Below are 19,347 nucleotides of genomic sequence, written 5' to 3' on the forward strand. Positions count from 1 at the left end.
ACATGCAAGCGATTACGCCGCGACCATGACAAGGAGGCCCCGCGCGCCATCCGCCTCCGGCATGGCCGAAACCGCACCGCCCCGGGCGGACCGGCCTGCCCTCTGGGCCCCGCCGCGGCCGACCACCCCGCGCCGCCCCGTTAATTCGAATGCGTCCGGTCCACCCCTCCCGCTACCGTGCCCCCATGTCAACGCCCCGAATTTCCTAGCCGACGGACCGCTTCCACGCCACCCGTCTGTTCGCTAGCCCTTTCGGAGCGTCATCCCGTGATCACCACCCGTGGTGTCGACGTGCGCGTCGCCGCCCGTCTCCTGCTGTCCGACGTCACCCTGCACATCGCCCCCGGCGACCGGATCGGCCTGGTCGGCCGCAACGGCGCCGGCAAGACCACGCTGCTCGCCACCCTGGCCGGGCAGCTGGCACCCGCCGCCGGCACCGTCACCCGAACCGGAGCCGTCGGCTACCTCCCGCAGGACTCCCGCGCCGCCGACCCGTCGGTCACCGTCACCGACCGCATCCTGTCCGCCCGCGGCCTGGACACCGCCGTCCGCACGCTGCGCGCCGCCGAGGCGGCGATGGCCCGCGCCGGGTCACCGGCCGAGGAACGCCGGGCGATGGACGCGTACGTCCGGGCCGAGGCCGGGTTCCAGTCCCGCGGCGGCTACGCCGCCGAGGCCGAGGCGGCCCGGGTCGCGGCCGGGCTCGGCCTGCCCACCCACCTGATGGGCTCGCCCGTCGGCACGCTCTCCGGCGGCCAGCGCCGCCGGGTCGAGCTGGCCCGCATCCTGTTCGCCGACCACGGCGCCCTCCTGCTGGACGAGCCGACCAACCACCTGGACGCCGACTCCGTCGCCTGGCTGCGCGGCTTCCTCGCCACCCACCAGGGCGGGCTGGTACTGATCAGCCACGACCTGCGCCTGCTCGCGGAGACCGTCAACCGGGTCTTCCACCTGGACCCGCAGCGCGCCACGATCGACGTCCACAACACCGGCTGGGAGACCTATCTGACCCAGCGCGCCGCCGACGAGCGCCGTCGCACCCGGGAGCGGGCCAACGCCGAACGCAAGGCCGCCTCCCTGCACGCGCAGGCCGACCGGATGCGGGCCAACGTCGCCACCGCGACCACCGCCCGCAGCATGGCCCGCCGGGCCGACCGGATGCTCGCCGAACTCGAACCCGTCCGGCAGGCCGAGCGCACCGCCCGGATCCGGCTGCCCGAGCCCGCCCCGTGCGGCCGGATGCCGCTCGGGGCGATCAGCCTCGCCAAGTCCTACGGCGGCCGGCCGGTGCTGACCGGACTGGACCTGGCCGTGGACCGCGGCAGCCGGCTGGTCGTGCTCGGCCCGAACGGGGCCGGAAAGACCACCCTGCTGCGCATCCTGGCCGGCCGGGAGACACCGGACTCCGGCCGCGTCGTCCCCGGCTCCGGCCTGCGACTCGGCTACTTCGCCCAGGAGCACGACACCCTCGACCCGGCACTCAGCGTGCGCGACAACCTCGCCGCGGCCGCCCCCGGCCTGACCGACGGCGAACTGCGGCACGTGCTCGGCGCGTTCCTCTTCCGGGGAGACGACGCCGACAAGCCGGCCCGGGTGCTGTCCGGCGGTGAGAAGACCCGGCTCGCCCTGGCCGCCCTGGTGCACTCCGGCGCCAACGTCCTGCTGCTGGACGAGCCGACCAACAACCTCGACCCGGCCTCCCGCACGGAGGTCCTGGCGGCGGTGGGCAGCTACCCGGGCGCGATCGTGATGGTCACCCACGACCCCGGCGCCATCGAGGCCCTCCGGCCCGACCGCGTGCTGCTCCTGCCGGACGGCGACGAGGACCTCTGGCACGACGCGTACCTGGACCTGGTCGCACAGTCCTGAGCTCCGACGCCGGCCCGCCGGTCCCCTGCCCGGCGGGCCGGCGTCCGGCGGGCCGCGGCTACGGCTACGGCTACGGCTACGGCTTGCGCGCCTCGATCAGGAAGCGCGCCGAGTGGGCCACGAACAGGCCCTCGGCCCGGATCCGGGCGTCCAGCTCGCGCAGCCGGTCCCGATAGGCGTCGACGGTGAAGCCCGGGACCATCCAGATCACCTTGCGCAGGATATAGCGGAACTGACGTTTCCGCCCAGCTCAGGGGCATGATCGACCATCCGGAGTCAGCAAAACGTCAGCAAGACTCCCGGAGGTTCCGACCACCATGGCGACCACAGGCCTCACCCGCGGCATGGGCAGCTTCTTCAAGGAGTGCGAGCACCCCGAGTCCCGCTGGAGCAAGTGCCCTCACGAGTACAAGATCAGGTACCGCAACGCGGCGGGCCGTCAGACGGAGGAGTCCGGCTTCGCCACTCAGGACAAGGCCAAGACCCGTCTCGCCGAGGTGTACCACGCGCGAAAGAACTCCCCGCAAAGCCAGCGCAAGGCCGAGCGCGTCCAGAAGTACGGAGGGATGAGTTTCTCCGACTACGTCGCCGAGTGGCTCAAGAGTCAGCGCGACCTGGGTCCCACTTCGCTGCGGAACGTCGACTCCCTTCTGAGGATCCACCTCCTCCCCGCCTTCGGCAGTCGCCGCATGGGCACATTCGACCACAAGGTCGTCGAAGCGTTTATCCAGGACATGGAGCGAAACGGCGTCGGCCTGGCCACCCAGGCCAACGCGTTCATGAGCCTGAAGGCCATCCTGCTCGACGCGCACAGGCTCGGCCTCTACGAGGGCAGCCCGCTCGACGGGGTCAAGTCGCCGCAGTACGACCCGAAGCGTGCGGTGATCCCGTCGCTCTCTCAGTTGCACCAGATCCGGGATGCGGGCGACGACACCTTCCGTCTGATCGCCAACCTCATGAGCGGCTGTGGTCTGCGCAACGGAGAGGCGTACGCCGTCAACATCAACAACATCGTCGCCGACGACGTCTACCGGGTCACCGAGCAAGTCAACCAGACCACCCGGTCCTACGCCCGTCTGAAGCACCGCAAGGCCGGCGAGTACCGGGACGTCCCACTGCCGGCCCGCACCCGGCGCTCGATCGAGGAGTACGCCGACACGTACGGAACCGTGGACGGGTACCTCCTCCCGCAACCCCGTGGACATCACCCGGGCTATGCCGCACTACGTCATCGACCGCCAGTGGCGGCGGATCAAGAAGTCCGGCCTCGCCGGCATCCCGGAAGGGATGGTGCTCTACGGCCTCCGTCACTTCTTTGCGTCGAACTGCCTCAGCAACGGCATAGCGATCACCGACGTGGCGGAGTGGATGGGCCACCGAAGCATCGACATCACGTTCGGGATCTACCGCCACCTCATGCCCGGCTCGCTCAGCCGAGCCGCCCAACTCCTCGACCTCGGCCTGGCCACCTGAACACGCGGAGGGCCTGCCCTACCCAGGGCAGGCCCTCCGTCACGCGCGAACGCCGTGAGACCCCCGCTATCCGCTGCTGCTTCACCCACGCCTGGACCTCCGACAGCTTGAACTGGAGCTTCGCGTTCGGTCCGCGGCCGAACTTGTAGGGGCTCAGCCCGACCCGCGGCGCCTCTCGGTACACCCAGGCGACAGACATATTCAGGCAGGCAGCGGTCTGCTTGACGGTCATGAACTGCTCGGGCATGAGTGCTTCTCCCTGGGGGGCGATGAGCACCCGTCGGACAACGGGGCGACCGATCGTCGCCGGATCGGACAGCTTGGCCGAGCCGTCGGCCGGTGATAGGCGTCCCCGGCGAGTGCGGAGCTGTGACCTGCCGGGTTCGACAGGGCTCCGGCGACGGAGGAGGGTTGTCCCGAACACGGGACGCGGACGCTTGCGGGGGCGGGGCCGCAGAGCACGACGGAGATCGGGAGCGGCAGCGGGCGAGCGCAGCGGGATCGAGTGGACGGAGGTGACGTGGAATCCCACGACGGGGTGTGACCGAGTGTCGGCTGGCTGCGACAACTGCTACGCGCTCACGCTGGCGAAGCGGTTGAAGGCGATGGGCGCTGCGAAGTACCAGAACGACGGTGATCCGCGGACGTCGGGGCCCGGCTTCGATCTCACGCTCCACCCGGACGTTCTGCGGGCTCCGTACGGATGGCGCGGTCCGCGGACGGTCTTCGTCGACTCGATGTCCGACCTCTTCCACGCCCGGGTCCCGCTGGACTTCGTGCGCCGGGTCTTCGCCGTGATGGCGGACACGCCGCAGCACACGTACCAGGTGCTGACCCAAGCGGGCCCGCCGGCTCCGGCGCGTGGCGGACCGGCTGGAGTGGCCCTCCAACGTGTGGATGGGCGTGTCCGTGGAGAGCGCGGAGGAACTCGACCGGGTGGACGACCTTCGCGTAGTGCCCGCCGCTGTCCGGTTCCTGTCCTGCGAGCCGCTGTTGGGCCCACTTGACGGGCTGGAGCTGGGCGGCATCCACTGGGTCATTGCCGGTGGTGAGTCCGGGCCGGGGTACCGCCCCATGGAGGCGGCCTGGACCCGGGACATCCGCGACGCCTGTGTTCAGGGCGAGGTGGCGTTCTTCTTCAAGCAGTGGGGCGGGCACACCCCCAAGGCCGGCGGCCGCCTACTCGACGGCCGCACCTGGGCCCAGCTGCCGCTGCCGGTCATGGGGCGATTGCCCATCGACTGGTAGAGCGTCAGCAAGGCCACCGCTGTGCCAGGCTCCGCCGCGGCAGCCTGTAGGACGGCTCGGCACGCCGGCTCCCAGGCCGAGGAGACCGCCGCAAACAGCACCGCGTGAAGGTCCCGGGGATGAGCGCACCTGCGGCAATGCGTGCGACCACCTCCGCCACCACAGCGGGTGCGAATTGCGGCAGTTCCAGAACGTGCTGCAGGCGGTCGGCGAAGGACAGCTCCCGTGCCTGCTCGGGAAGCGGATCGCTCGCGTACCGCGCGCTGCTGACACCCAGCCCGACACCGAGCCGGTTTGCTCGACCGGCTCGATGCCAGCTATGTGTCCCAGCAGGCTCACTGTTGCGTACTGGTGGGCGGCCTTCTTGGTGGTCCGAGAGACCGCCGCGCCGTGGACCTGGGAACTGCGCCAGCCGGCCTGCACCCTGAAGACCCCTGGCGGGCAGGGCTCCAGATGCGTACATCGCTGATCACGCCGGTGAAGTTCTCCATGGACGGCCGTGCCGCACAGGGCCGATCTCCGAGAGCGAACTGGTGGAGGGCTGCCTGCGCTGCCCGTGGCACGGCAGCGAGTTCCGATTGCGGGACGGCGAGGTCGTACATGGCCCGGCCACCGCGCCCCAGCCGGCACTGGAGACGCGGGTGCTCTCCGAGCACCTGGAGGTCCGGCTCCCAGGGCCGGCTGACCGTCCGGGCCGGGGCCCGGACGGGCCCGGCTCACCCCGTGCCGTCCGGCAGCGGGGAGCGCAGCGAGCTGCGTCCGGCCCGCCAGCGGCCGAGCAGGTGGTCCGCGAAGTGCCCGCCGACCACCCCGGCCGCAGCCACGCCGAACGCCACGTCCCGGGCGAACTCGGGCTCGGCCGCGACCAGTTCCTCGATGACCCCGCGCCGCACGAGTTGCTCGTGGACGGCGTCCGCCTCGACGTGTTCCCGGTAGAAGAGGGTGCCGTCCGGGCCGCCGCCGAGCCGTTCCAACGCCGCCGCCAAGCGGGCGGAGCCGGGCGACGAGGTGACCTCCACGGTGGCGAAGTGCCCGACGGCCGCGCCGCGCAACGCCCGGTGCAAGCCGAAGAGCGTCATCAAGTTGACCACGGCCAGGGTCGGCGCTGGCACGAGGTCCAGGTAGTGCCCGTAGCCGGGGTCGAGGCCGAAGGCGACCATCATCCGCTCGAACAGCCGGGCGTGGGCCCGCTCCGGCCGTCCGGCACCGTACTCGTCGTAGAGGATCGCCGTCAGCACCGCCTGTGCGGGCCCGTGGATCCTCGGCAGCATCCACAGCTGCGGGTCCGCCTCCTTGAGATGGTAGACCGAGCGGTGCACCAGGTACTCGCGGGCGTGCCGGCGCTCGCCCTCGGCGAGCAGGTAGTGCGACGGGCCGGTGCCGTCGGGCGGCTCGGTGAGCAGTGCTTCCAACGCCTCCCTCAAGGGCGGCACGGGCTCCGCCTCCGCGCGCACCGCGGCCAGGAAAGGCTGCTCCAACTCTTTCCGGAATCTCAGGAGTTCGGGATCCCACTCCCAGCCGTCCGGGACCCCGGGCAGCCCGCGGTCGTGGAGCTCGTAGCACAGGTGCAGGGCCAGTTGGTGGTCCTCGCCCCACGGCTCGGTGGGCGGGCCGGACGGTGTGAGCGGACGGCCCGCTCCTGGCGGTCCGGAGGTGAGCAGGGCCGACACCGCAGCCGACAGCGGACCGCGCGGCGTGGGCAGCGCGTTCACCCTTCCTCCCGGCGGCCGTCGGCGCAGGCACAGAGCACCGCGAAGGCGATGGTCAGGGTCAGGGCCCAGCAGCCCGTGAAGACCCACAGAAACGGCGCCTCGGACGTCCCCAGGCCTGCCCCGAGCAGGCCCAGCGACAGCAGCGCGAGCGCCAGGACGGTCCGCGGCCGCACGCCGCGCAGCACGTCCCAGGCCCGGCCGCGCAGGCGGAGCCCGACGACGCGCAGCCGCAGCTCCAGGACGCGGTCGCGGTGGAGCCCCCGTTCGATCCCGCGCAGCTCCATCTGCTCACGTCCGTCCATGCCGTCCGCCTCCTCGCAACGTGGTCCCCGCGGTCTGCCGCTGCGGCTACCCCGGATCCGCGATCGCTAACGCCTCGACCCCGCCCGGAGCCGGGCGGCCGGCAGGTAGCTGTCGTCGTCGGAGCTGGGGCCGCCGAGGCGGGCTGCGATGCGGTCGAGGAAGTCCGCCAGCTCGCGGGTGCCGCGCTTCTCGGCCTCGCGCAGCAGCCGGTCCGGGCGGACAGTGCCCTCGTCGCGGCGGTTCAGCAGGCCGTCGGTCCAGAACAGCACGGTGCCGTCCTCGGGCCGCAGCGGCAGAGCGGTGTCGCGGCAGTGGGTCTCCGGCTGCCCCTGAGGGCGGTCCCGGTGGGGCCTGCGACCGCACCTCGCAGGCCGGCGGGCGGCGGGTTCCCGGCCGCACTCCTCCAGAGCCGCCGTACGCCGCCCGGCCAGCAGCCGCCGCAGGAACAGCCGGGCCGCCGGGCGACCGGCGGGATGCAAGCGGGCCACCGGTTCGGTCGGGTCGACCGGCTCCGTGCGGTCGGGTCGAGGTCGAGCAAGGCATAGGGCCTCACTGGACAGCTCCGGCGGTGATGCAGCAGGTCGAGGACGGCATGTTCGACAGTCTCGCCGCCGCCCGGCAAGTCTGGGCCCGCGGGGTCCGCGACGAGGCCGGCCAGCGCGACGGCGATGGTCCGCCCGTAGGGCTCGACGAGTCTGGGATTGACGTCGGAGGCCCGGCACACCGCCGGGGTGGTGCCCAGATATAGGACGCCGTCTCCCTGACAACACGGCCGGCGGCGCGGCACCGGGCTCTCCTCAAGCTGCTCGCCTGACGGAAGAAGCCGCGCGCGCATCCTCGGCCCCGCCACCTCTTCGGCCGGTCGCTGACAGGACGGCAGGCGGGCTCTGGTCGGGCTTGGGCGGCAGCGGGGCGCGCGGCTCCGTGGGCTCCGCCACCGGCGGCGGCTGCACGCCGGGCGCGCCCGGCACTTCCGGCCGGCCGTGATCCATCTTGCCCGAGACAGCGTCCGTCACGGCGCCCACGAGCTTGCGCACAGGGTTGGACTTGCTCATTGGTCCTCCAGACAAAACTCCGGCCCAGCCAGATCCGGGCGGACGAGTCAGCGGCACCCCCGGGCGCCCGGCGCCACTGGTCGGCCGCGAGCGGCGGCCCGACCCAGCGAGACCGCAGGACGTCCGGCCACCGTCTGCCCGGTCCGCAGCGCGTTACACGCCTCGACCGACGCGCCGTGCGTGGCGCCGGGGCACGATGCCTTCCCCGGCATCGACGGTCGTGGCAGGTGCCGCGATGTAGGGCGCCGGGCGGACCAGCGACCCGTGGGTCCGTCGGCGGGCACGGTCACGGAGGGAGACCGCAAGTCGCGCCTACCCCCTGGGACCGGCCGGGAGCACCGGAGCTACCACGCCCCGCCCGTGGGGTCCATGCCGCGCGCTTGGCGGCCGCTCGCGGCAGGATGAAGAGACCAGAGCGCTTCCCGCCAGTGGCCAAGATGCTGGACTGGTTCATCTGCCACCACCCCGCCTCCGCACAGCACACCCTCGGCGAGATCCAGCGCGAGGCCGAAGCCCGTCTGAAGATCCCGGCTGACGTCAGCGCTGACGCGCTGCGCAGCGCGCTGAGCCTCGACGGCAAGCTGGAGAAGACGGCCCGCGAGGAGTACCTCGACCGCGTCCTCGCCTCGAACGAACCGTCCTGACCCAACACCCGACCGCCGCCGCCCGGCCAGGAGGCCGGGCGGCGGCGGTCGGCCTGCGGGGCCGGGTCCGTCCCGGACGGACCCGGGGCGGCCCCGTCCGGGACGAGTTGCCAGGCGCCGCCCCAGACCAGCCTCGGGGCGGCTACCGTCGACACCACAGGGCCCGGCCCGGCGCCGGGAGATGCCGACAGGGAGAGGGGTTGGTGGGGATGAACGCCCAGCCCGCCGAACGAGGGGGCGGCTGTCTCGGGCTGCCGCCGATGGACACGGTCCAGGAACTGCGCGCCGCGCTGCGCGCCGGCCACGGCTTCCCCGGCGATGCCGAGCGCCTGGACGCGGAACTCGCCGAGCAGCTGCTGCGCCGGGTGCCGATGGACCGGCTCGACCAGGTCGACCAGGTCCCCGCCGTCGTGGACCTGGTCGCGGTCGCCGAGATCGTCGCCGCCTACCGCGGCCGCGTGCTGCTCGCCGCCGACCGGGAGACATCCGACGCCGTCGACCAGGCCGTCGCCGACCTGCTGGCGCGGCAGGGCGCCGAGTGACCGACCAGCACCAGCAGCCGGACCCGGCGGTCGCCGTGGTCACCGACCGCGCCGCCCGGCGCGCCAAGGAGCTCGGCGCCACCGAGGCACTGGAAGCGCTGCGCGCCGAACTCGAACACCGGCCGCGACTCGGCCGCCCGATCCGCACCGTCACCGAGGGCGGCCAGCAGGTCGAGCTGTACTCCACCCGGATCGAGGGCGACCGGGCCAAAGGCCGGCCCGCGCTCAACGTCGTGCACGCCTACGCCCCCGCCCCGCCCTGGCCGCCGACCGTGCGGATCGCAGCCGTCGCCCCCGAAGACCCGCCGCACCCCGCGCTGTAGAGCCGGGCCGGCGTGCCGCGCCCGCTACGCTGCTGCCGGTGCCCGCCGGACCCGAGACGCACAATCCGGGCCATCACCGGCAGGCACCGTCGCGCCGCCGTCGGCCTGGGACAAAGCTGAGACACACCCTGTCCCAGCACGCCCGGCATGCCCGATTCGCTGGGACGGTCCCACCTGAAAACCCCAGGTCACGCTGTTCTGCGTCCGGACCTGGGGCAAGGCTGGGACAACCGGCCGCCGGCCTTCGTTGTCCTCTGACACGTGATCTTGACCGTTTGCCAGCAGATCTTGACCACAGCCTCACGGACAGATGACCGTCACCGGCAAGCGTGCCAGCCCCGATGGGGGTGGCGGCCCTCGGATCGGCCTGCACCGGACACCGTCTGCTGCCATCTCGCGCCGGGCCAGTTCGGCGTGGGGGGCCGTTTGTCAGGGGGCCTTGGTGATGACGGGGTCGATCCACGCGCCGACGTTTTCTTGGTGGCGGCTGTTGCAGGACATGGAGCCGAGGGTGATGCGGAAGACGCCGCGCAGGTCGAGTGTCACGGGCAGCGTGGAGCCGACGGCCATGCTCCGCTCGATTTTTCGCACGCCGTCCAGTTCGACGTAGAGCAGTATCTTGGTGTCGGAGGCGGTGCTGTCCGCCGCACCGAGGGTGGTGGTGAAGGTCGTGTACTGGCGGTCGAGTTGCCACGTGGCGACCGAGCAGCTGGAAGACAGCGTTGTGGAGTAGGCCTGGCCATTGACCTTCTGCGGCCCGCGGTCATAGGGCCCCTGTTCCTCGGCGACGGGCAGCAGATCGTTCACCAGCGAGATCCGGTTTGCCGGGGTGGGTGTCAGCTGGCTCGGTTGACTCGCAGTTCGCGGACAGCCCTGGGGTGCAGCCGACAGGCCCGGTAGCCCCGCGGTGGCCTTCCTGACTGCACGTTAGATGCGATCCTTGCGGATCTCGAACCTCAATAACAGAGGGCCCGTTTCCGATAGGTCCACTCGCGATGCGGGGCACTCGTTCGTCCTGCCCACGCCAGCCCAACGCCTCAGCATCAGCTGTGGTCAAGATCTGCTGACAGACGGTCAAGATCACCTGTCAGAGGACATTCGTCAGAGCTCCCGGAACCGGACCAGCGGCGGTGTCCCGTCTCGCTCGACTTGGACCGTGTCCTATGTGGTGATGCGGATCAGGCGTTTGTAGCAGCACAGGGTGGCGCCGAGGCCGAGAAAGGCCAGGTAGTTGCGGGGATCACGCTCGTAGCGGTGGTTGAGCCGGCGGTAGCCGGTCAGCCATGACGTTGGGTCGGCGGCTTCCGCCGCCTCCACCGCCGCTACGAACGCAAGGCCGACCACTTCGCCGCCTTCGCCAGCATCGCCGCAGCCCTCGTTTCACCCGTTGCCGACAGATGGTGATCCTGCGGGGCCGGGAGGCCGAGGCGGTGGGGACGGTGAGGGTCAGGACGCCGTCCTGCAGGTGGGCCGTGATACGGCCCGGGTCGAGACTGTCAGCCAGCTGGATCCGGCGCTCGCACACCCCGTGGGAGCGCTCGGCGAGCTGGATGCGCGCATTCCCGCCGTGGGGGGCGGGACGGCGTTCGGCCTTTACGGTCGCCACCCGACCCAGTACGTCGACCTCGATCGCCTCCAGCGGGACGCCGGGCACATCGAGCGCGATCATGAAACGGTCGTCCTCTCGCCAGGCGTCCATCGGAATCGGGGCCGGTCGCAACCAGGCCCCGGGGGGCGCCTGGTGAGGCACCGCAGTGCGCATGGACATCGTCGGGCACCTCCGATCCAGAAGCGCTTTGGGTGGTTCGCGCCGGCGCGGCGCGACACGAACCGTTGTAGCATGTCATCCAGACGATGACACTCACCCAGTCAGCGAAAGAGTGACGACATGGATACCCAGGACACCGGCGCGGCCGGGGTGGGGCCGGCCTCGTTCCTGGCCGCCGCCGCCGCGCTGGGCATGATGGACGCCGCCGCCCGCACCGCCCGCCACGCACCCCCGGACGACGCAGGCCAAAGCGATCCACAACAGGCCCTTTCCGCAATCCTGCTGCTACGCCACCTGCGCGAGGAACTCGCCGACTGGGAGACCGGCCTGATCGAGACCGCTCGCGATGCCGGCGCCACCTGGGCCGACCTCGCCGAACCACTGGGCGTCCAAAGCCGCCAAGCCGCCGAACGCCGCTACCTGCGCCTGCGTCCCAGCGCGAACGCCGGCACCGGGGCGGGAAGCACCGGCGAGCAACGCGTCCAGGCCACGCGCGACCAGCGCGCCGCCGACCGCGCGGTGACCACCTGGGCCCGCGACAACGCCGCCGACCTGCGCCGCCTCGCCGGACAGATCGGCGCTCTGGACGGCCTCGGCACACAAGCGGCCCCCACCATAGAGCGCCTCCTGGATGCACTCGGCCACAACGACCCCGCCCGCCTGCTCGCCCCGCTCACCGAGACCCGGCCCCTACTGGAGGCGGAGCACCCGAAGATCGCAGACCGCCTCGATCAACTCACCGCCCGAGCCGACCAGCTACGCGCCGACAGCAACCGGCAGCGCCGCACACCCTCAGCCAGCCCGTGACCACCCCGAGTCACACCCCTGCCGGTCCACGACCCGCACGCCGTGGACCGGCTTACCGCCGCAAGCCCGCACGAGGCGCCTGTGCCCCCACACGGGGCGCGAGTTGACGCCTGACGGCTCGCGGCGTGCAGACCACCCGAATCTTCCGGACGGCGACGGTCGCGCCGTCCCCGATCCCAGCCGACTCCCATGACTCCAGCCGATCTGCAGCAACTGCTCATCGAGCGTGCCCTGGGCATACCGGGCATTACCGGCGCCTGCCAGCGTGACGACGACAGCCCCTACGGACTGACCGTGACCCTGGAGAGCGGCGGACAGGTGTGGTGGACCATCACCGGTGCCAGCGGCACCGCCCCCACCATCACCACCGGCGACGGTGACGGCGCCGAGAGCGTGGAAGCGCCGGACCTGACGGGCTCGTCGATTCCGGTGGCCCTCGTCGAGCAGGCCCTGGTCGCAGCCGCCATGGCGGCCGACGACCCGGCCGCCGGGATCGTGCGCGTCGACCGGTACAGCACGCGCCCGGACCCACCCGCAGTGCGCTACGGCGCGACGCTGGAGTGCCGCGACGGCTGGAAGCTCTTCCTGTCCTGCTACGGCACCGCCCGACCCGGCACCGCCCGCCCCGAGCAGCCCTACCAGCCCCTCAGCCACATCTGAACACCCCCGGGGCCGGCCACACAGCACCCCGGCCAGCCCCGGCAGCCCGACCCGAGCCCTTCCCGCTACGTGCACACAAAGGAGACGCCTCCCGTGGCCAGCCCGACCGAGACGCTGGAGTTCCAGGCGGAGACCCGCCAGCTGCTGCAGCTGGTGATCCACTCGATCTACTCGAACAAGGACATCTTCCTGCGCGAGCTGATCTCCAACGCCTCCGACGCCCTCGACAAGCTCCGCCTGGAATCCCTCACCGACACCGACCTCGCGGCCGACACCTCGGACCTGCACATCACCCTGGAGGTCGACCGGCAGGCCCGCACCCTGACGGTGCGGGACAACGGCATCGGCATGACCCGCGAGGACGTCGTCGACCTGATCGGCACCATCGCGAAGTCCGGCACCGCCGGCCTGCTGGCCAGGATCAAGGAGGCCAAGGACGCGGAAGCGGCGCAGAACCTGATCGGCCAGTTCGGCGTCGGCTTCTACTCGGCGTTCATGGTCGCCGACAAGGTCACCCTGCACACCCGCCGGGCCGGCACCGAGCAGGGCACCGCGTGGGAGTCCGACGGCGAGGGCACCTACACGATCGCGGAGGCCGGCGGCCTGCCGGCGGGCACCTCGGTCACGCTGCACCTCAAGCCGGCCGACGGCGAGGACGGGCTCGGCGACTACCTCGCGGCGTGGAAGATCCGCCAGATCGTCAAGCAGTACTCGGACTTCATCCGCTGGCCCATCCGCATGGCCGCCGAACCCGCCACCTCGGACGGTGCCGAGACCGACACCGAGGCCGAGGCCGTGGACGGCGCCGAACCCGCCGGCGCGCTCGAGACGCTGAACTCGATGAAGGCCCTGTGGGCCCGCCCGCGCAGCGAGGTGACCAAGGCCGAGTACCACGACTTCTACCAGCAGATCAGCCACGACTGGCAGGCCCCGGCCGAGACCATCCACATGCGCGCCGAGGGCACCTTCGAGTACGAGGCGCTGCTGTTCATCCCCGCCCACGCGCCGTTCGACCTGTTCTCCCGGGACACCAAGCGGGGCGTGCAGCTGTACGTCAAGCGGGTGTTCATCATGGACGACTGCGACGCGCTCATGCCGAACTACCTGCGCTTCGTCAAGGGCGTCGTCGACGCCCACGACCTGTCGCTGAACGTCTCCCGCGAGATCCTGCAGCACGACCGCCAGATCACCGCGGTCCGCCGGCGACTCGTCAAGAAGGTCCTCGCCGCCCTCAAGGACATGCAGGCCACCAACCCCGAGGCCTACACCACGGCGTGGGAGCAGTTCGGCCGGGTGATCAAGGAAGGCCTGCTCGAGGACCGCGACAACACCGACGCGCTGCTGCCGCTGGTCTCGGCCGCCTCCACCCACGACGCGCAGAAGACGACCACGCTGCGCGAGTACGTCGCGCGGATGAAGGACGGCCAGGACACCATCTACTACCTGACCGGCGAGAACCGCCAGATGGTGGAGAACTCCCCGCACATGGAGGCCTTCGCCGCCAAGGGCTACGAGGTCCTGATCCTCACCGACCCCGTCGACGAGGTCTGGACCGACCAGGTCCCCGCCTTCGAGGGCCACCGCTTCCAGTCCATCGCCAAGGGCCAGGTCGACCTCGGCGACGACGCCGACACCGACGGCGACGACGAGGCGAAGGCGCAGAAGGCCCGGCGCGAGGAGGAGTTCGCCGACCTCCTCACCTGGCTGCAGGCCACCCTGGCCGAGCACGTCAAGCATGTCCGCCTCTCCACCCGGCTCACCACCTCCGCCGCCTGCCTGGTCGGCGACGCCCACGACCTGACCCCCACCCTGGAGAAGATGTACCGGGCCATGGGCCAGGAACTGCCCACCGTGAAGCGGATCCTGGAGCTCAACCCCACCCACCCCCTGATCACCGCCCTGCACCGGGCCCACGGGGCGAAGTCCGACGACCCGGTCCTGGCCGACATCGCCGAACTCGTCCACGGCAGCGCCCTGCTCGCCGAGGGCGGCGACCTGCCCGACCCGGCCCGCTTCACCCGCCTCCTGACCGACCACCTCACCCACAGCCTGTAACCCTCCCACCGGGGTGCGGCCCGCCGTACGCCTAACCAGCCCGGCCGGCCGCACCCCCGCACCGCTCGGCCGTCCGCGCCCGGCACACGCCACAGGCAAGGGTCGGGGGCGCCTCACACGAGTCGCATCGAACCGAGCGTCCCGCCAGAGCCGAGCCTGGCCCGGCGGGACGCGCGTGCAGCACCCGGTTCGGCGTCCACACCCTCTGCGGCACCGCCGCCATCACCCGCTTCGACAGCCGGAAACGAACCCCGGCCACGCCGACGGCCACCCGACCGACCGAGGAGACAGAAGCGTGTACCAGTACACCGACCGCAAGAACCGCACCCTGGCCGACCGCGTCAACGCCGCCGCCGAGCGACGCCTCGACCAGGGCACCGAGCAGGACAAAGGCGCCGCGACGGCCCTGCTGGCCGACATGCTCCGGGCCGCCGCCCAGCACGGCGTCACCCTCGATGTCTTTGACTGGGTCACCGACCTGCCCGGCACGTGCTACCGCGCCATGGCCAGGCGCCGTGACCTGGCCGACCGCGTCAACGAAGCCGCTCAGCGCCGCCCGGACGAGGGCACCGAGCAGGACCGCGCCGCCGCGACCGCCCTGCTGGCCGACATCCTCCACGCCGCAGCGAAACACGGCATCACCCTCGACACCTTCGACTGGGTCACCGACCTGCCCAGCACGTGCTACCGCGCCGTCCTCAGGCACCGCGACCTGACCGACCGCATCAACGAAGCCGCTCAGCGCCGCACCACACCCGGCACCGAGGAGCAGAAAGCCACCGCGACCGCTCTGCTGGCCGACATGCTCCACGCCGCCGCCCAGCACGGCGTCACCCTCGACACCTTCGACTGGGTCACCGACCTGCCCGGAAACTGCTACGCCGCAGTCGTCTCCCCTCTGCACGCGCGAACCACCCAGTGGGCCACGGCCAGTTGAACTCGACGATCCGGGCTACGCCTCACCGTTCCCTTTCACCGACGCTTCGCGCGGGCTGCGGCGGCCCCGGCTCCCCCTGAGACTGGAGAACGCGCACGCGCAGAGCGGCCAAGGACGAAAGCCGTGTGCTGAGACCCGAGTGCCCCGGCGATACCGCTATCGCCCCGCCTGGGATCACGTGAAATACCGTGCTCTGAGAACCTCCAGATGCCAGAGTTCCGCGGCCCGCTGGCGCGCTCCTGTGACGTTCCAGCAGATGAAACCGTGCCAGCGGGCCCGCCAACGCGCCACGGACCAGGGGTGCCCGGTACGCCGAGACCGGTTCTGATGCACCTGGGCGGTCTCGGTCACGAAACCGGTAACTCCCGTCCCCCGTAGCCGGTTACGGAATGCCGCTGCGAGACACCGATGGGCGCAGGTGGGGCGGGAGAGGCGGGGGACCTGCCAACACGTGCCACCCCAGAGCCGGTCCTGTCCCCCGAGGATCCTGTCGCAGAGGCCAGCGCAGCGCCTACACAGGCGGCCTGTCCCCTGTGCGGACGGTACGCCCCGGGGCCCGCACCTATCTGGGTGCACCTCGCCCGCGGCCCAGGCGCACGCCGCCGAGCACCAGGGCTGCGACGAACAGCACGGCGCCGATGACGAGCAGCCACAGCAGGCCCTTCACGAGGGCGCCGACGAAGCCGAACACCACGGCGATGAACAGGATGAACAGGAACAGGGCCATGCCGGTGCCTCCCTTGGTCCGTCGTTCCGCTTCAGGGCGCCTTTCACCCGGTCGGCGGCGCCTTGTACGGCGTCCTTGACATCGTCCGCGGCCTGCCTGACCTTCGAATCGACCTGGTCGGCCTGGCCCTCGCCCTTGAGCTCCTCGTCACCGGTCAGGTCACCGACCTTCTCCTTCGCCTTGCCACAGGTCGCTCATCAGGTCCTCCAGTCGTCCGCCGGACGCCGCAACCGCACCGCCCCTTCTTCACCCCTTTTTACCGATATTCGTCCGTTCATGCGCGCGGGACGGATCAGCGGCCGTCCGGGCCGGCAAGGGCCAGACGGCGGCGACAGAAGCGCGTAGCCGCGGGGGGAGTAGGAGGTAGGTGAGGAAGCCGTCGTGAGCTGATCACCGACGAGGGCTGTAAGGACGCAGGAGGCATCCCAGCGCGCGGCGACACGGCAGAAAGCCAGGAACCGGGACGCCGAATCGACACTGCGCCAGCTGCTCCCTGGGCTGCCCGGTGGGCAGGTCAGCGCGGTGATCGCCGCGCTGGCAACGCTGAACGCCGCCCTGGTCGAGGCCACGCCGGGCCCCGGCTATCCCGAGCCCTGAACGCACCGCCGCGGGCCGACGCGCACGGTACCCGCCCTGCCGTTGACGGCGTCGGAAACGGCCTACTCACCCGGCCTCCCCGCTTCGTTGATCGTCGGACGGCCTGAGGTCGAGCAGGTCTGGGGGGAAATCGCGGATTCTCATCAACACCTGGCCGCTCCGGTTCCGCCGGGCCATTGCCCGGGCGGCGCCCAGGCATGCCGCCGGCCTCCACCGGCCGCGCCCGCCGCTACTGCACCGACTGGTGCGCTCGCAGGACCCGGGTCTGAGCCGGGCGGGGATGGCTGCCGGGCTGGCTGCCCGAGCTGGCGAATGCCGCGTGACCTGCCCGCCTCCCGCGCCGCCCGTGGGCCAGGTCGTGGCGGAGGGCGTCGAGTCTGGCCAGGCAGGCGTCGACGGTGGCAATGGCGTCACTGCTGTGCTCGCGGATGCGGCGTTCGATGGCGGCGAGCCGGTCTTCGATGTGCTGCCAGCGGTCTTCGGTGATGAGGGGGTCAGGTTCGTCGTTGGTCGCTGTCATGGCGGAGGCGGTCGGTGCGGTTGGTGAGGTCGTCGAGGCGGGCAGCGAGGTCCGGGTGGGCGGCGGCGAGGTGGGGTCGCATGTCGGCGAGGGGCGCTATCAGGTCGGCCGGGTCGGGGGCGCCGAGGGCGGTTGTGAGCTCGGTCAGCGCTGGGCGGGCCCGGGGTGTGAGGCCGGGCGCGGCAGTGATCTGGGCGGCGAGGACGCGCAGGTCGGCTGCGTTGTCGCGGGCCCAGGCGGTGACAGCGCGGTCGGCGGCCCGGCGGTCGCGTACGGCTTTGACGCGCTCCGCTCCGGTCTCCGCGTCGGTGGAGCCGCTGTCGGCGGGGCGCAGGCGCAGGTAGCGGTTCTCGGCGGCCTGGCGGCTGGCGACGCCCATGGGCCGGGCGAGGTCGGCCCAGGTGGCGCCACCGGCGCGGGCGCTCTCCACCAGGCCCGCCTCCCAGCCGGCGAGCTCGGTGCGCAGTTCGCGCAGCAGCACCAGCGCGGCCAGGGCCGGCCTCGGTCCCTCGTCCGGTGCACCGGCGCCGGGCCGGGCGGCCGGGCTGGTGTTCTGGGCGGTGCGGACGGCGTCGTCGATGGCGGCGAGCGCCGCAGTGGCGGCGAGGAAGGACGCCGGTCCTGTGGGTGGGCTGCCGCCGGTGGCGGGCGGGTCGGGCCGCTTTCCCATAGGTGTCACTCCTTTGGCGACTTCGCTGCTTGTCATCGGATGGATGACATGCTAGAACAGATTCAGGTGAAGCGCACTGGCTCCCATCGATCAGTGGAGGTGTTTCGCGATGCTGATGCGCACTGACCCGTTCCGCGAGCTGGACCGTCTGACCCAGCAGTTCCTGGGCACGAACGGCACCTGGTCCCGGCCGGCCCCGATGCCGCTGGACGCCTGCCGTGTCGGCGACGAGTACGTGATCTGCTTCGACCTGCCCGGGGTGGACCCGCAGGCGATCGACATCGACGTCGAACGGAACATGCTGACGGTCAAGGCTGAACGCCGCCCCCGCCACGAGGGCGACAATGTGAAGTGGGAGCTGTCCGAGCGACCGCTCGGCGTGTTCTCCCGCCAGGTCATGCTCTCCGACACCCTCGACCCCGCGGGGATCAGCGCCGACTACGACGCCGGCGTACTGACCTTGAAGATCCCTGTCGCCGAGAAGGCCAAGCCCCGCAAGATCGAGATCAGCCATAGCGGAAGCCGCAAGCAGATCCAGGCCTGACCGGCCCCCGGACCGCCGTCCCGCACCGCCAATCCCCCGGGCCCTGCGGGACGGCCACCCCACCCAGCCACGACCCGCCCGGCCCAGCGGCCCCTGCACACCACGGCGTCCCGGGCCGACAGCTAGAGACACCATGCACGACCAAGGGCACGACCCCTTCGTGGTCCGGGCGGACGGCGAGATCGACCTCGGCACCGCCCCCTCGCTGCGCCGTGCCCTGACCGCCGCGCTCAAGTCACATCGGGAGGTGGTCCTCGACCTGTCGGAGGTGACGTTCATGGATTGCGCGGGCCTGGGCGTCCTGGTCCAGGCCCACAACCAGGCCGACCGGTGCGGCGGGCGCCTGGCCCTTCGCGGCGCCGGCCGCTGCGTGCTCCGGCTGCTCAAGCTCACCGGTCTGAACGGGCGCCTGATCGTCGAGCCCTGAGCGGGCGCCGACGGCGTTCGCGCCCGTCCTTGGGACAGAGGGAGAACTGTGGTGACTCTTCGATGGGAGGCGTTCCTGGAGGAGATCCGGGAACGCGGTGAGTACGACACACCCCAGGAGGCCGAGCGGGCGGCGCGTGTCGTTCTGGCCCTGCTCGGCGCCCACCTGGCGGGCGGTGTGCGCGCCGAACTGGCCGCCCGCCTGCCGGAGACCATGGCCCTGGTCCTGCTCAGCCCGCTGCGGGCGGTCGAGCCGCTCAGCCCGGAGAGGTTCGTGCGCGCGACGGCGGCCTGGATCGAGGGCGCCACCGAGACCACCGCCCTGTGGGACATCGGTGCCGTCCTCAGCACCGTGGCCGACGCGGCCGGCGACGACCTCATCGAGCGTGTCCTGCTCCAGCTGCCGCCCGGCTACGACCTCCTGTTCGGCCGCCCCCAGCCCGGCCACCGGCCCTGACCCCTACCTT

22 protein-coding genes and 6 pseudogenes are annotated in these 19,347 nt (G+C 71.7%); 16 read left to right on the forward strand and 12 right to left on the reverse strand.

Features of this window, described 5'->3' with window-relative positions; all coding sequences use genetic code 11:
- Window positions 1-267 precede the first annotated feature (267 nt).
- On the forward strand, window positions 268-1,869 hold the full coding sequence (locus ACGFSC_RS36405; RefSeq protein ID WP_359900710.1) for an ABC-F family ATP-binding cassette domain-containing protein: 1,602 nt from the start codon (window positions 268-270) through the stop codon (window positions 1,867-1,869).
- 76 nt (window positions 1,870-1,945) lie between these two features.
- Here the strand turns inward: ACGFSC_RS36405 and ACGFSC_RS36410 are convergent.
- Window positions 1,946-2,095 (reverse strand): annotated as a pseudogene (locus tag ACGFSC_RS36410) (SAM-dependent methyltransferase); the annotation flags it as partial.
- Between the two features lie 340 nt (window positions 2,096-2,435).
- Here ACGFSC_RS36410 and ACGFSC_RS36415 point away from each other — a divergent pair.
- The 5 genes and pseudogenes from ACGFSC_RS36415 to ACGFSC_RS36435 form a co-directional block, all read left to right on the forward strand.
- Window positions 2,436-2,546, forward strand: a pseudogene (locus ACGFSC_RS36415) (hypothetical protein); the annotation flags it as partial.
- A gap of 538 nt (window positions 2,547-3,084) precedes the next feature.
- Window positions 3,085-3,342 (forward strand): tyrosine-type recombinase/integrase, encoded by a 258-nt coding sequence (locus tag ACGFSC_RS36420; protein WP_359900883.1) that lies wholly within the window; start codon window positions 3,085-3,087, stop codon window positions 3,340-3,342.
- Window positions 3,343-3,611: 269 nt separating this feature from the next.
- A complete protein-coding gene (locus ACGFSC_RS36425) occupies window positions 3,612-4,349 on the forward strand; it encodes a DUF5131 family protein (protein WP_380630766.1) in 738 nt (245 codons plus the stop codon).
- Complete coding sequence (locus tag ACGFSC_RS36430; protein WP_380630767.1) at window positions 4,240-4,590, forward strand: DUF5131 family protein; 351 nt, start codon at window positions 4,240-4,242, stop codon at window positions 4,588-4,590. The genes ACGFSC_RS36425 and ACGFSC_RS36430 overlap by 110 nt, the downstream gene beginning before the upstream one ends.
- A gap of 515 nt (window positions 4,591-5,105) precedes the next feature.
- A pseudogene (locus tag ACGFSC_RS36435) lies at window positions 5,106-5,204 on the forward strand (Rieske 2Fe-2S domain-containing protein); the annotation flags it as partial.
- Between the two features lie 102 nt (window positions 5,205-5,306).
- On the opposite strand, the gene ACGFSC_RS36440 reads toward ACGFSC_RS36435, so the two are convergent.
- From ACGFSC_RS36440 to ACGFSC_RS36455, 4 genes are all read right to left on the reverse strand, one after another.
- Window positions 5,307-6,302 (reverse strand): iron-containing redox enzyme family protein, encoded by a 996-nt coding sequence (locus ACGFSC_RS36440; protein WP_359900704.1) that lies wholly within the window; start codon window positions 6,300-6,302, stop codon window positions 5,307-5,309.
- Window positions 6,299-6,604: a hypothetical protein gene (locus ACGFSC_RS36445; RefSeq protein ID WP_359900702.1), complete on the reverse strand. Its 306-nt coding sequence runs from the start codon at window positions 6,602-6,604 to the stop codon at window positions 6,299-6,301. Before ACGFSC_RS36445 ends, ACGFSC_RS36440 begins: the two co-directional genes overlap by 4 nt.
- 66 nt (window positions 6,605-6,670) lie before the next feature.
- Window positions 6,671-7,084: a hypothetical protein gene (locus tag ACGFSC_RS36450; protein ID WP_359900899.1), complete on the reverse strand. Its 414-nt coding sequence runs from the start codon at window positions 7,082-7,084 to the stop codon at window positions 6,671-6,673.
- Window positions 7,085-7,402: 318 nt separating this feature from the next.
- The gene (locus ACGFSC_RS36455; RefSeq protein WP_359900896.1) at window positions 7,403-7,660 is read right to left on the reverse strand and encodes a hypothetical protein; all 258 of its coding nucleotides are present in this window, start codon (window positions 7,658-7,660) and stop codon (window positions 7,403-7,405) included.
- 401 nt (window positions 7,661-8,061) lie between these two features.
- On the opposite strand from ACGFSC_RS36455, the gene ACGFSC_RS36460 reads away from it, so the two are divergent.
- The 3 genes from ACGFSC_RS36460 (at window position 8,062) to ACGFSC_RS36470 (ending at window position 9,169) form a co-directional block, all read left to right on the forward strand.
- Complete coding sequence (locus ACGFSC_RS36460; protein ID WP_359900699.1) at window positions 8,062-8,304, forward strand: hypothetical protein; 243 nt, start codon at window positions 8,062-8,064, stop codon at window positions 8,302-8,304.
- 209 nt (window positions 8,305-8,513) lie between these two features.
- Window positions 8,514-8,846, forward strand: a complete 333-nt coding sequence (locus tag ACGFSC_RS36465) for a hypothetical protein (RefSeq protein ID WP_359913383.1) — start codon at window positions 8,514-8,516, stop codon at window positions 8,844-8,846.
- A complete protein-coding gene (locus ACGFSC_RS36470; RefSeq protein ID WP_359913453.1) occupies window positions 8,843-9,169 on the forward strand; it encodes a hypothetical protein in 327 nt (108 codons plus the stop codon). The genes ACGFSC_RS36465 and ACGFSC_RS36470 overlap by 4 nt, the downstream gene beginning before the upstream one ends.
- 429 nt (window positions 9,170-9,598) lie before the next feature.
- Here ACGFSC_RS36470 and ACGFSC_RS36475 read toward each other — a convergent pair whose 3' ends face one another.
- The 3 genes and pseudogenes from ACGFSC_RS36475 to ACGFSC_RS36485 all read right to left on the reverse strand — a co-directional run.
- Entirely contained in the window at window positions 9,599-9,976 is a 378-nt protein-coding gene (locus ACGFSC_RS36475) for an NPCBM/NEW2 domain-containing protein (RefSeq protein ID WP_359913386.1), read from the reverse strand.
- 354 nt (window positions 9,977-10,330) lie between these two features.
- Window positions 10,331-10,456 (reverse strand): annotated as a pseudogene (locus tag ACGFSC_RS36480) (IS5/IS1182 family transposase); the annotation flags it as partial.
- A 121-nt stretch (window positions 10,457-10,577) separates the two neighbouring features.
- Window positions 10,578-10,937 (reverse strand): annotated as a pseudogene (locus ACGFSC_RS36485) (Hsp20/alpha crystallin family protein); the annotation flags it as partial.
- A 120-nt stretch (window positions 10,938-11,057) separates the two neighbouring features.
- Between ACGFSC_RS36485 and ACGFSC_RS36490 the strand changes: the two are divergent.
- The 4 genes from ACGFSC_RS36490 to ACGFSC_RS36505 all read left to right on the forward strand — a co-directional run bounded on the left by ACGFSC_RS36490 (window position 11,058) and on the right by ACGFSC_RS36505 (window position 15,396).
- Entirely contained in the window at window positions 11,058-11,744 is a 687-nt protein-coding gene (locus ACGFSC_RS36490; RefSeq protein WP_359913388.1) for a type III effector protein, read from the forward strand.
- Between the two features lie 189 nt (window positions 11,745-11,933).
- The gene (locus ACGFSC_RS36495) at window positions 11,934-12,404 is read left to right on the forward strand and encodes a hypothetical protein (protein WP_359913391.1); all 471 of its coding nucleotides are present in this window, start codon (window positions 11,934-11,936) and stop codon (window positions 12,402-12,404) included.
- 93 nt (window positions 12,405-12,497) lie between these two features.
- Window positions 12,498-14,459: a molecular chaperone HtpG gene (gene htpG, locus ACGFSC_RS36500; RefSeq protein ID WP_359913394.1), complete on the forward strand. Its 1,962-nt coding sequence runs from the start codon at window positions 12,498-12,500 to the stop codon at window positions 14,457-14,459.
- 295 nt (window positions 14,460-14,754) lie between these two features.
- The gene (locus ACGFSC_RS36505) at window positions 14,755-15,396 is read left to right on the forward strand and encodes a hypothetical protein (RefSeq protein WP_359913397.1); all 642 of its coding nucleotides are present in this window, start codon (window positions 14,755-14,757) and stop codon (window positions 15,394-15,396) included.
- A 562-nt stretch (window positions 15,397-15,958) separates the two neighbouring features.
- Here ACGFSC_RS36505 and ACGFSC_RS36510 read toward each other — a convergent pair.
- From ACGFSC_RS36510 to ACGFSC_RS36525, 4 genes and pseudogenes are all read right to left on the reverse strand, one after another.
- Window positions 15,959-16,123: a hypothetical protein gene (locus ACGFSC_RS36510; protein WP_359913400.1), complete on the reverse strand. Its 165-nt coding sequence runs from the start codon at window positions 16,121-16,123 to the stop codon at window positions 15,959-15,961.
- Window positions 16,060-16,296 (reverse strand): annotated as a pseudogene (locus ACGFSC_RS36515) (CsbD family protein); the annotation flags it as partial. The pseudogene ACGFSC_RS36515 and the gene ACGFSC_RS36510, both read right to left, overlap by 64 nt.
- A 653-nt stretch (window positions 16,297-16,949) precedes the next feature.
- Window positions 16,950-17,240, reverse strand: a complete 291-nt coding sequence (locus tag ACGFSC_RS36520; RefSeq protein WP_359913403.1) for a hypothetical protein — start codon at window positions 17,238-17,240, stop codon at window positions 16,950-16,952.
- The gene (locus ACGFSC_RS36525; RefSeq protein ID WP_359913406.1) at window positions 17,215-17,910 is read right to left on the reverse strand and encodes a hypothetical protein; all 696 of its coding nucleotides are present in this window, start codon (window positions 17,908-17,910) and stop codon (window positions 17,215-17,217) included. Before ACGFSC_RS36525 ends, ACGFSC_RS36520 begins: the two co-directional genes overlap by 26 nt.
- Window positions 17,911-18,019: 109 nt before the next feature.
- On the opposite strand from ACGFSC_RS36525, the gene ACGFSC_RS36530 reads away from it, so the two are divergent.
- The 3 genes from ACGFSC_RS36530 to ACGFSC_RS36540 all read left to right on the forward strand — a co-directional run bounded on the left by ACGFSC_RS36530 (window position 18,020) and on the right by ACGFSC_RS36540 (window position 19,337).
- Window positions 18,020-18,454 (forward strand): Hsp20/alpha crystallin family protein, encoded by a 435-nt coding sequence (locus ACGFSC_RS36530; protein WP_359913409.1) that lies wholly within the window; start codon window positions 18,020-18,022, stop codon window positions 18,452-18,454.
- Window positions 18,455-18,587: 133 nt separating this feature from the next.
- Window positions 18,588-18,881, forward strand: a complete 294-nt coding sequence (locus ACGFSC_RS36535; protein WP_359913412.1) for an STAS domain-containing protein — start codon at window positions 18,588-18,590, stop codon at window positions 18,879-18,881.
- Between the two features lie 51 nt (window positions 18,882-18,932).
- Window positions 18,933-19,337, forward strand: coding sequence for a DUF2267 domain-containing protein (locus ACGFSC_RS36540; RefSeq protein ID WP_359913415.1), 405 nt, complete (start codon window positions 18,933-18,935; stop codon window positions 19,335-19,337).
- Window positions 19,338-19,347 lie beyond the last annotated feature (10 nt).

Origin of the sequence: Kitasatospora sp. NPDC048715, from assembly GCF_043198905.1 — a bacterium.
Lineage (GTDB): Bacteria > Actinomycetota > Actinomycetes > Streptomycetales > Streptomycetaceae > Kitasatospora > Kitasatospora lactacystinica.

Bases quoted from the DNA above. Each gene is read 5' to 3' on its own strand.
- ACGFSC_RS36420 (WP_359900883.1), top strand. From the start codon at position 3,085: ATGCCGCACTACGTCATCGACCGCCAGTGGCGGCGGATCAAGAAGTCC.
- ACGFSC_RS36425 (WP_380630766.1), top strand. From the start codon at position 3,612: ATGAGCACCCGTCGGACAACGGGGCGACCGATCGTCGCCGGATCGGAC.
- ACGFSC_RS36430 (WP_380630767.1), top strand. From the start codon at position 4,240: ATGGGCGTGTCCGTGGAGAGCGCGGAGGAACTCGACCGGGTGGACGAC.
- ACGFSC_RS36445 (WP_359900702.1), bottom strand. From the start codon at position 6,604: ATGGACGGACGTGAGCAGATGGAGCTGCGCGGGATCGAACGGGGGCTC.
- ACGFSC_RS36455 (WP_359900896.1), bottom strand. From the start codon at position 7,660: ATGAGCAAGTCCAACCCTGTGCGCAAGCTCGTGGGCGCCGTGACGGAC.
- ACGFSC_RS36460 (WP_359900699.1), top strand. From the start codon at position 8,062: ATGAAGAGACCAGAGCGCTTCCCGCCAGTGGCCAAGATGCTGGACTGG.
- ACGFSC_RS36465 (WP_359913383.1), top strand. From the start codon at position 8,514: ATGAACGCCCAGCCCGCCGAACGAGGGGGCGGCTGTCTCGGGCTGCCG.
- ACGFSC_RS36490 (WP_359913388.1), top strand. From the start codon at position 11,058: ATGGATACCCAGGACACCGGCGCGGCCGGGGTGGGGCCGGCCTCGTTC.
- ACGFSC_RS36495 (WP_359913391.1), top strand. From the start codon at position 11,934: ATGACTCCAGCCGATCTGCAGCAACTGCTCATCGAGCGTGCCCTGGGC.
- ACGFSC_RS36510 (WP_359913400.1), bottom strand. From the start codon at position 16,123: ATGGCCCTGTTCCTGTTCATCCTGTTCATCGCCGTGGTGTTCGGCTTC.
- ACGFSC_RS36520 (WP_359913403.1), bottom strand. From the start codon at position 17,240: ATGACAGCGACCAACGACGAACCTGACCCCCTCATCACCGAAGACCGC.
- ACGFSC_RS36525 (WP_359913406.1), bottom strand. From the start codon at position 17,910: ATGGGAAAGCGGCCCGACCCGCCCGCCACCGGCGGCAGCCCACCCACA.
- ACGFSC_RS36530 (WP_359913409.1), top strand. From the start codon at position 18,020: ATGCTGATGCGCACTGACCCGTTCCGCGAGCTGGACCGTCTGACCCAG.
- ACGFSC_RS36535 (WP_359913412.1), top strand. From the start codon at position 18,588: ATGCACGACCAAGGGCACGACCCCTTCGTGGTCCGGGCGGACGGCGAG.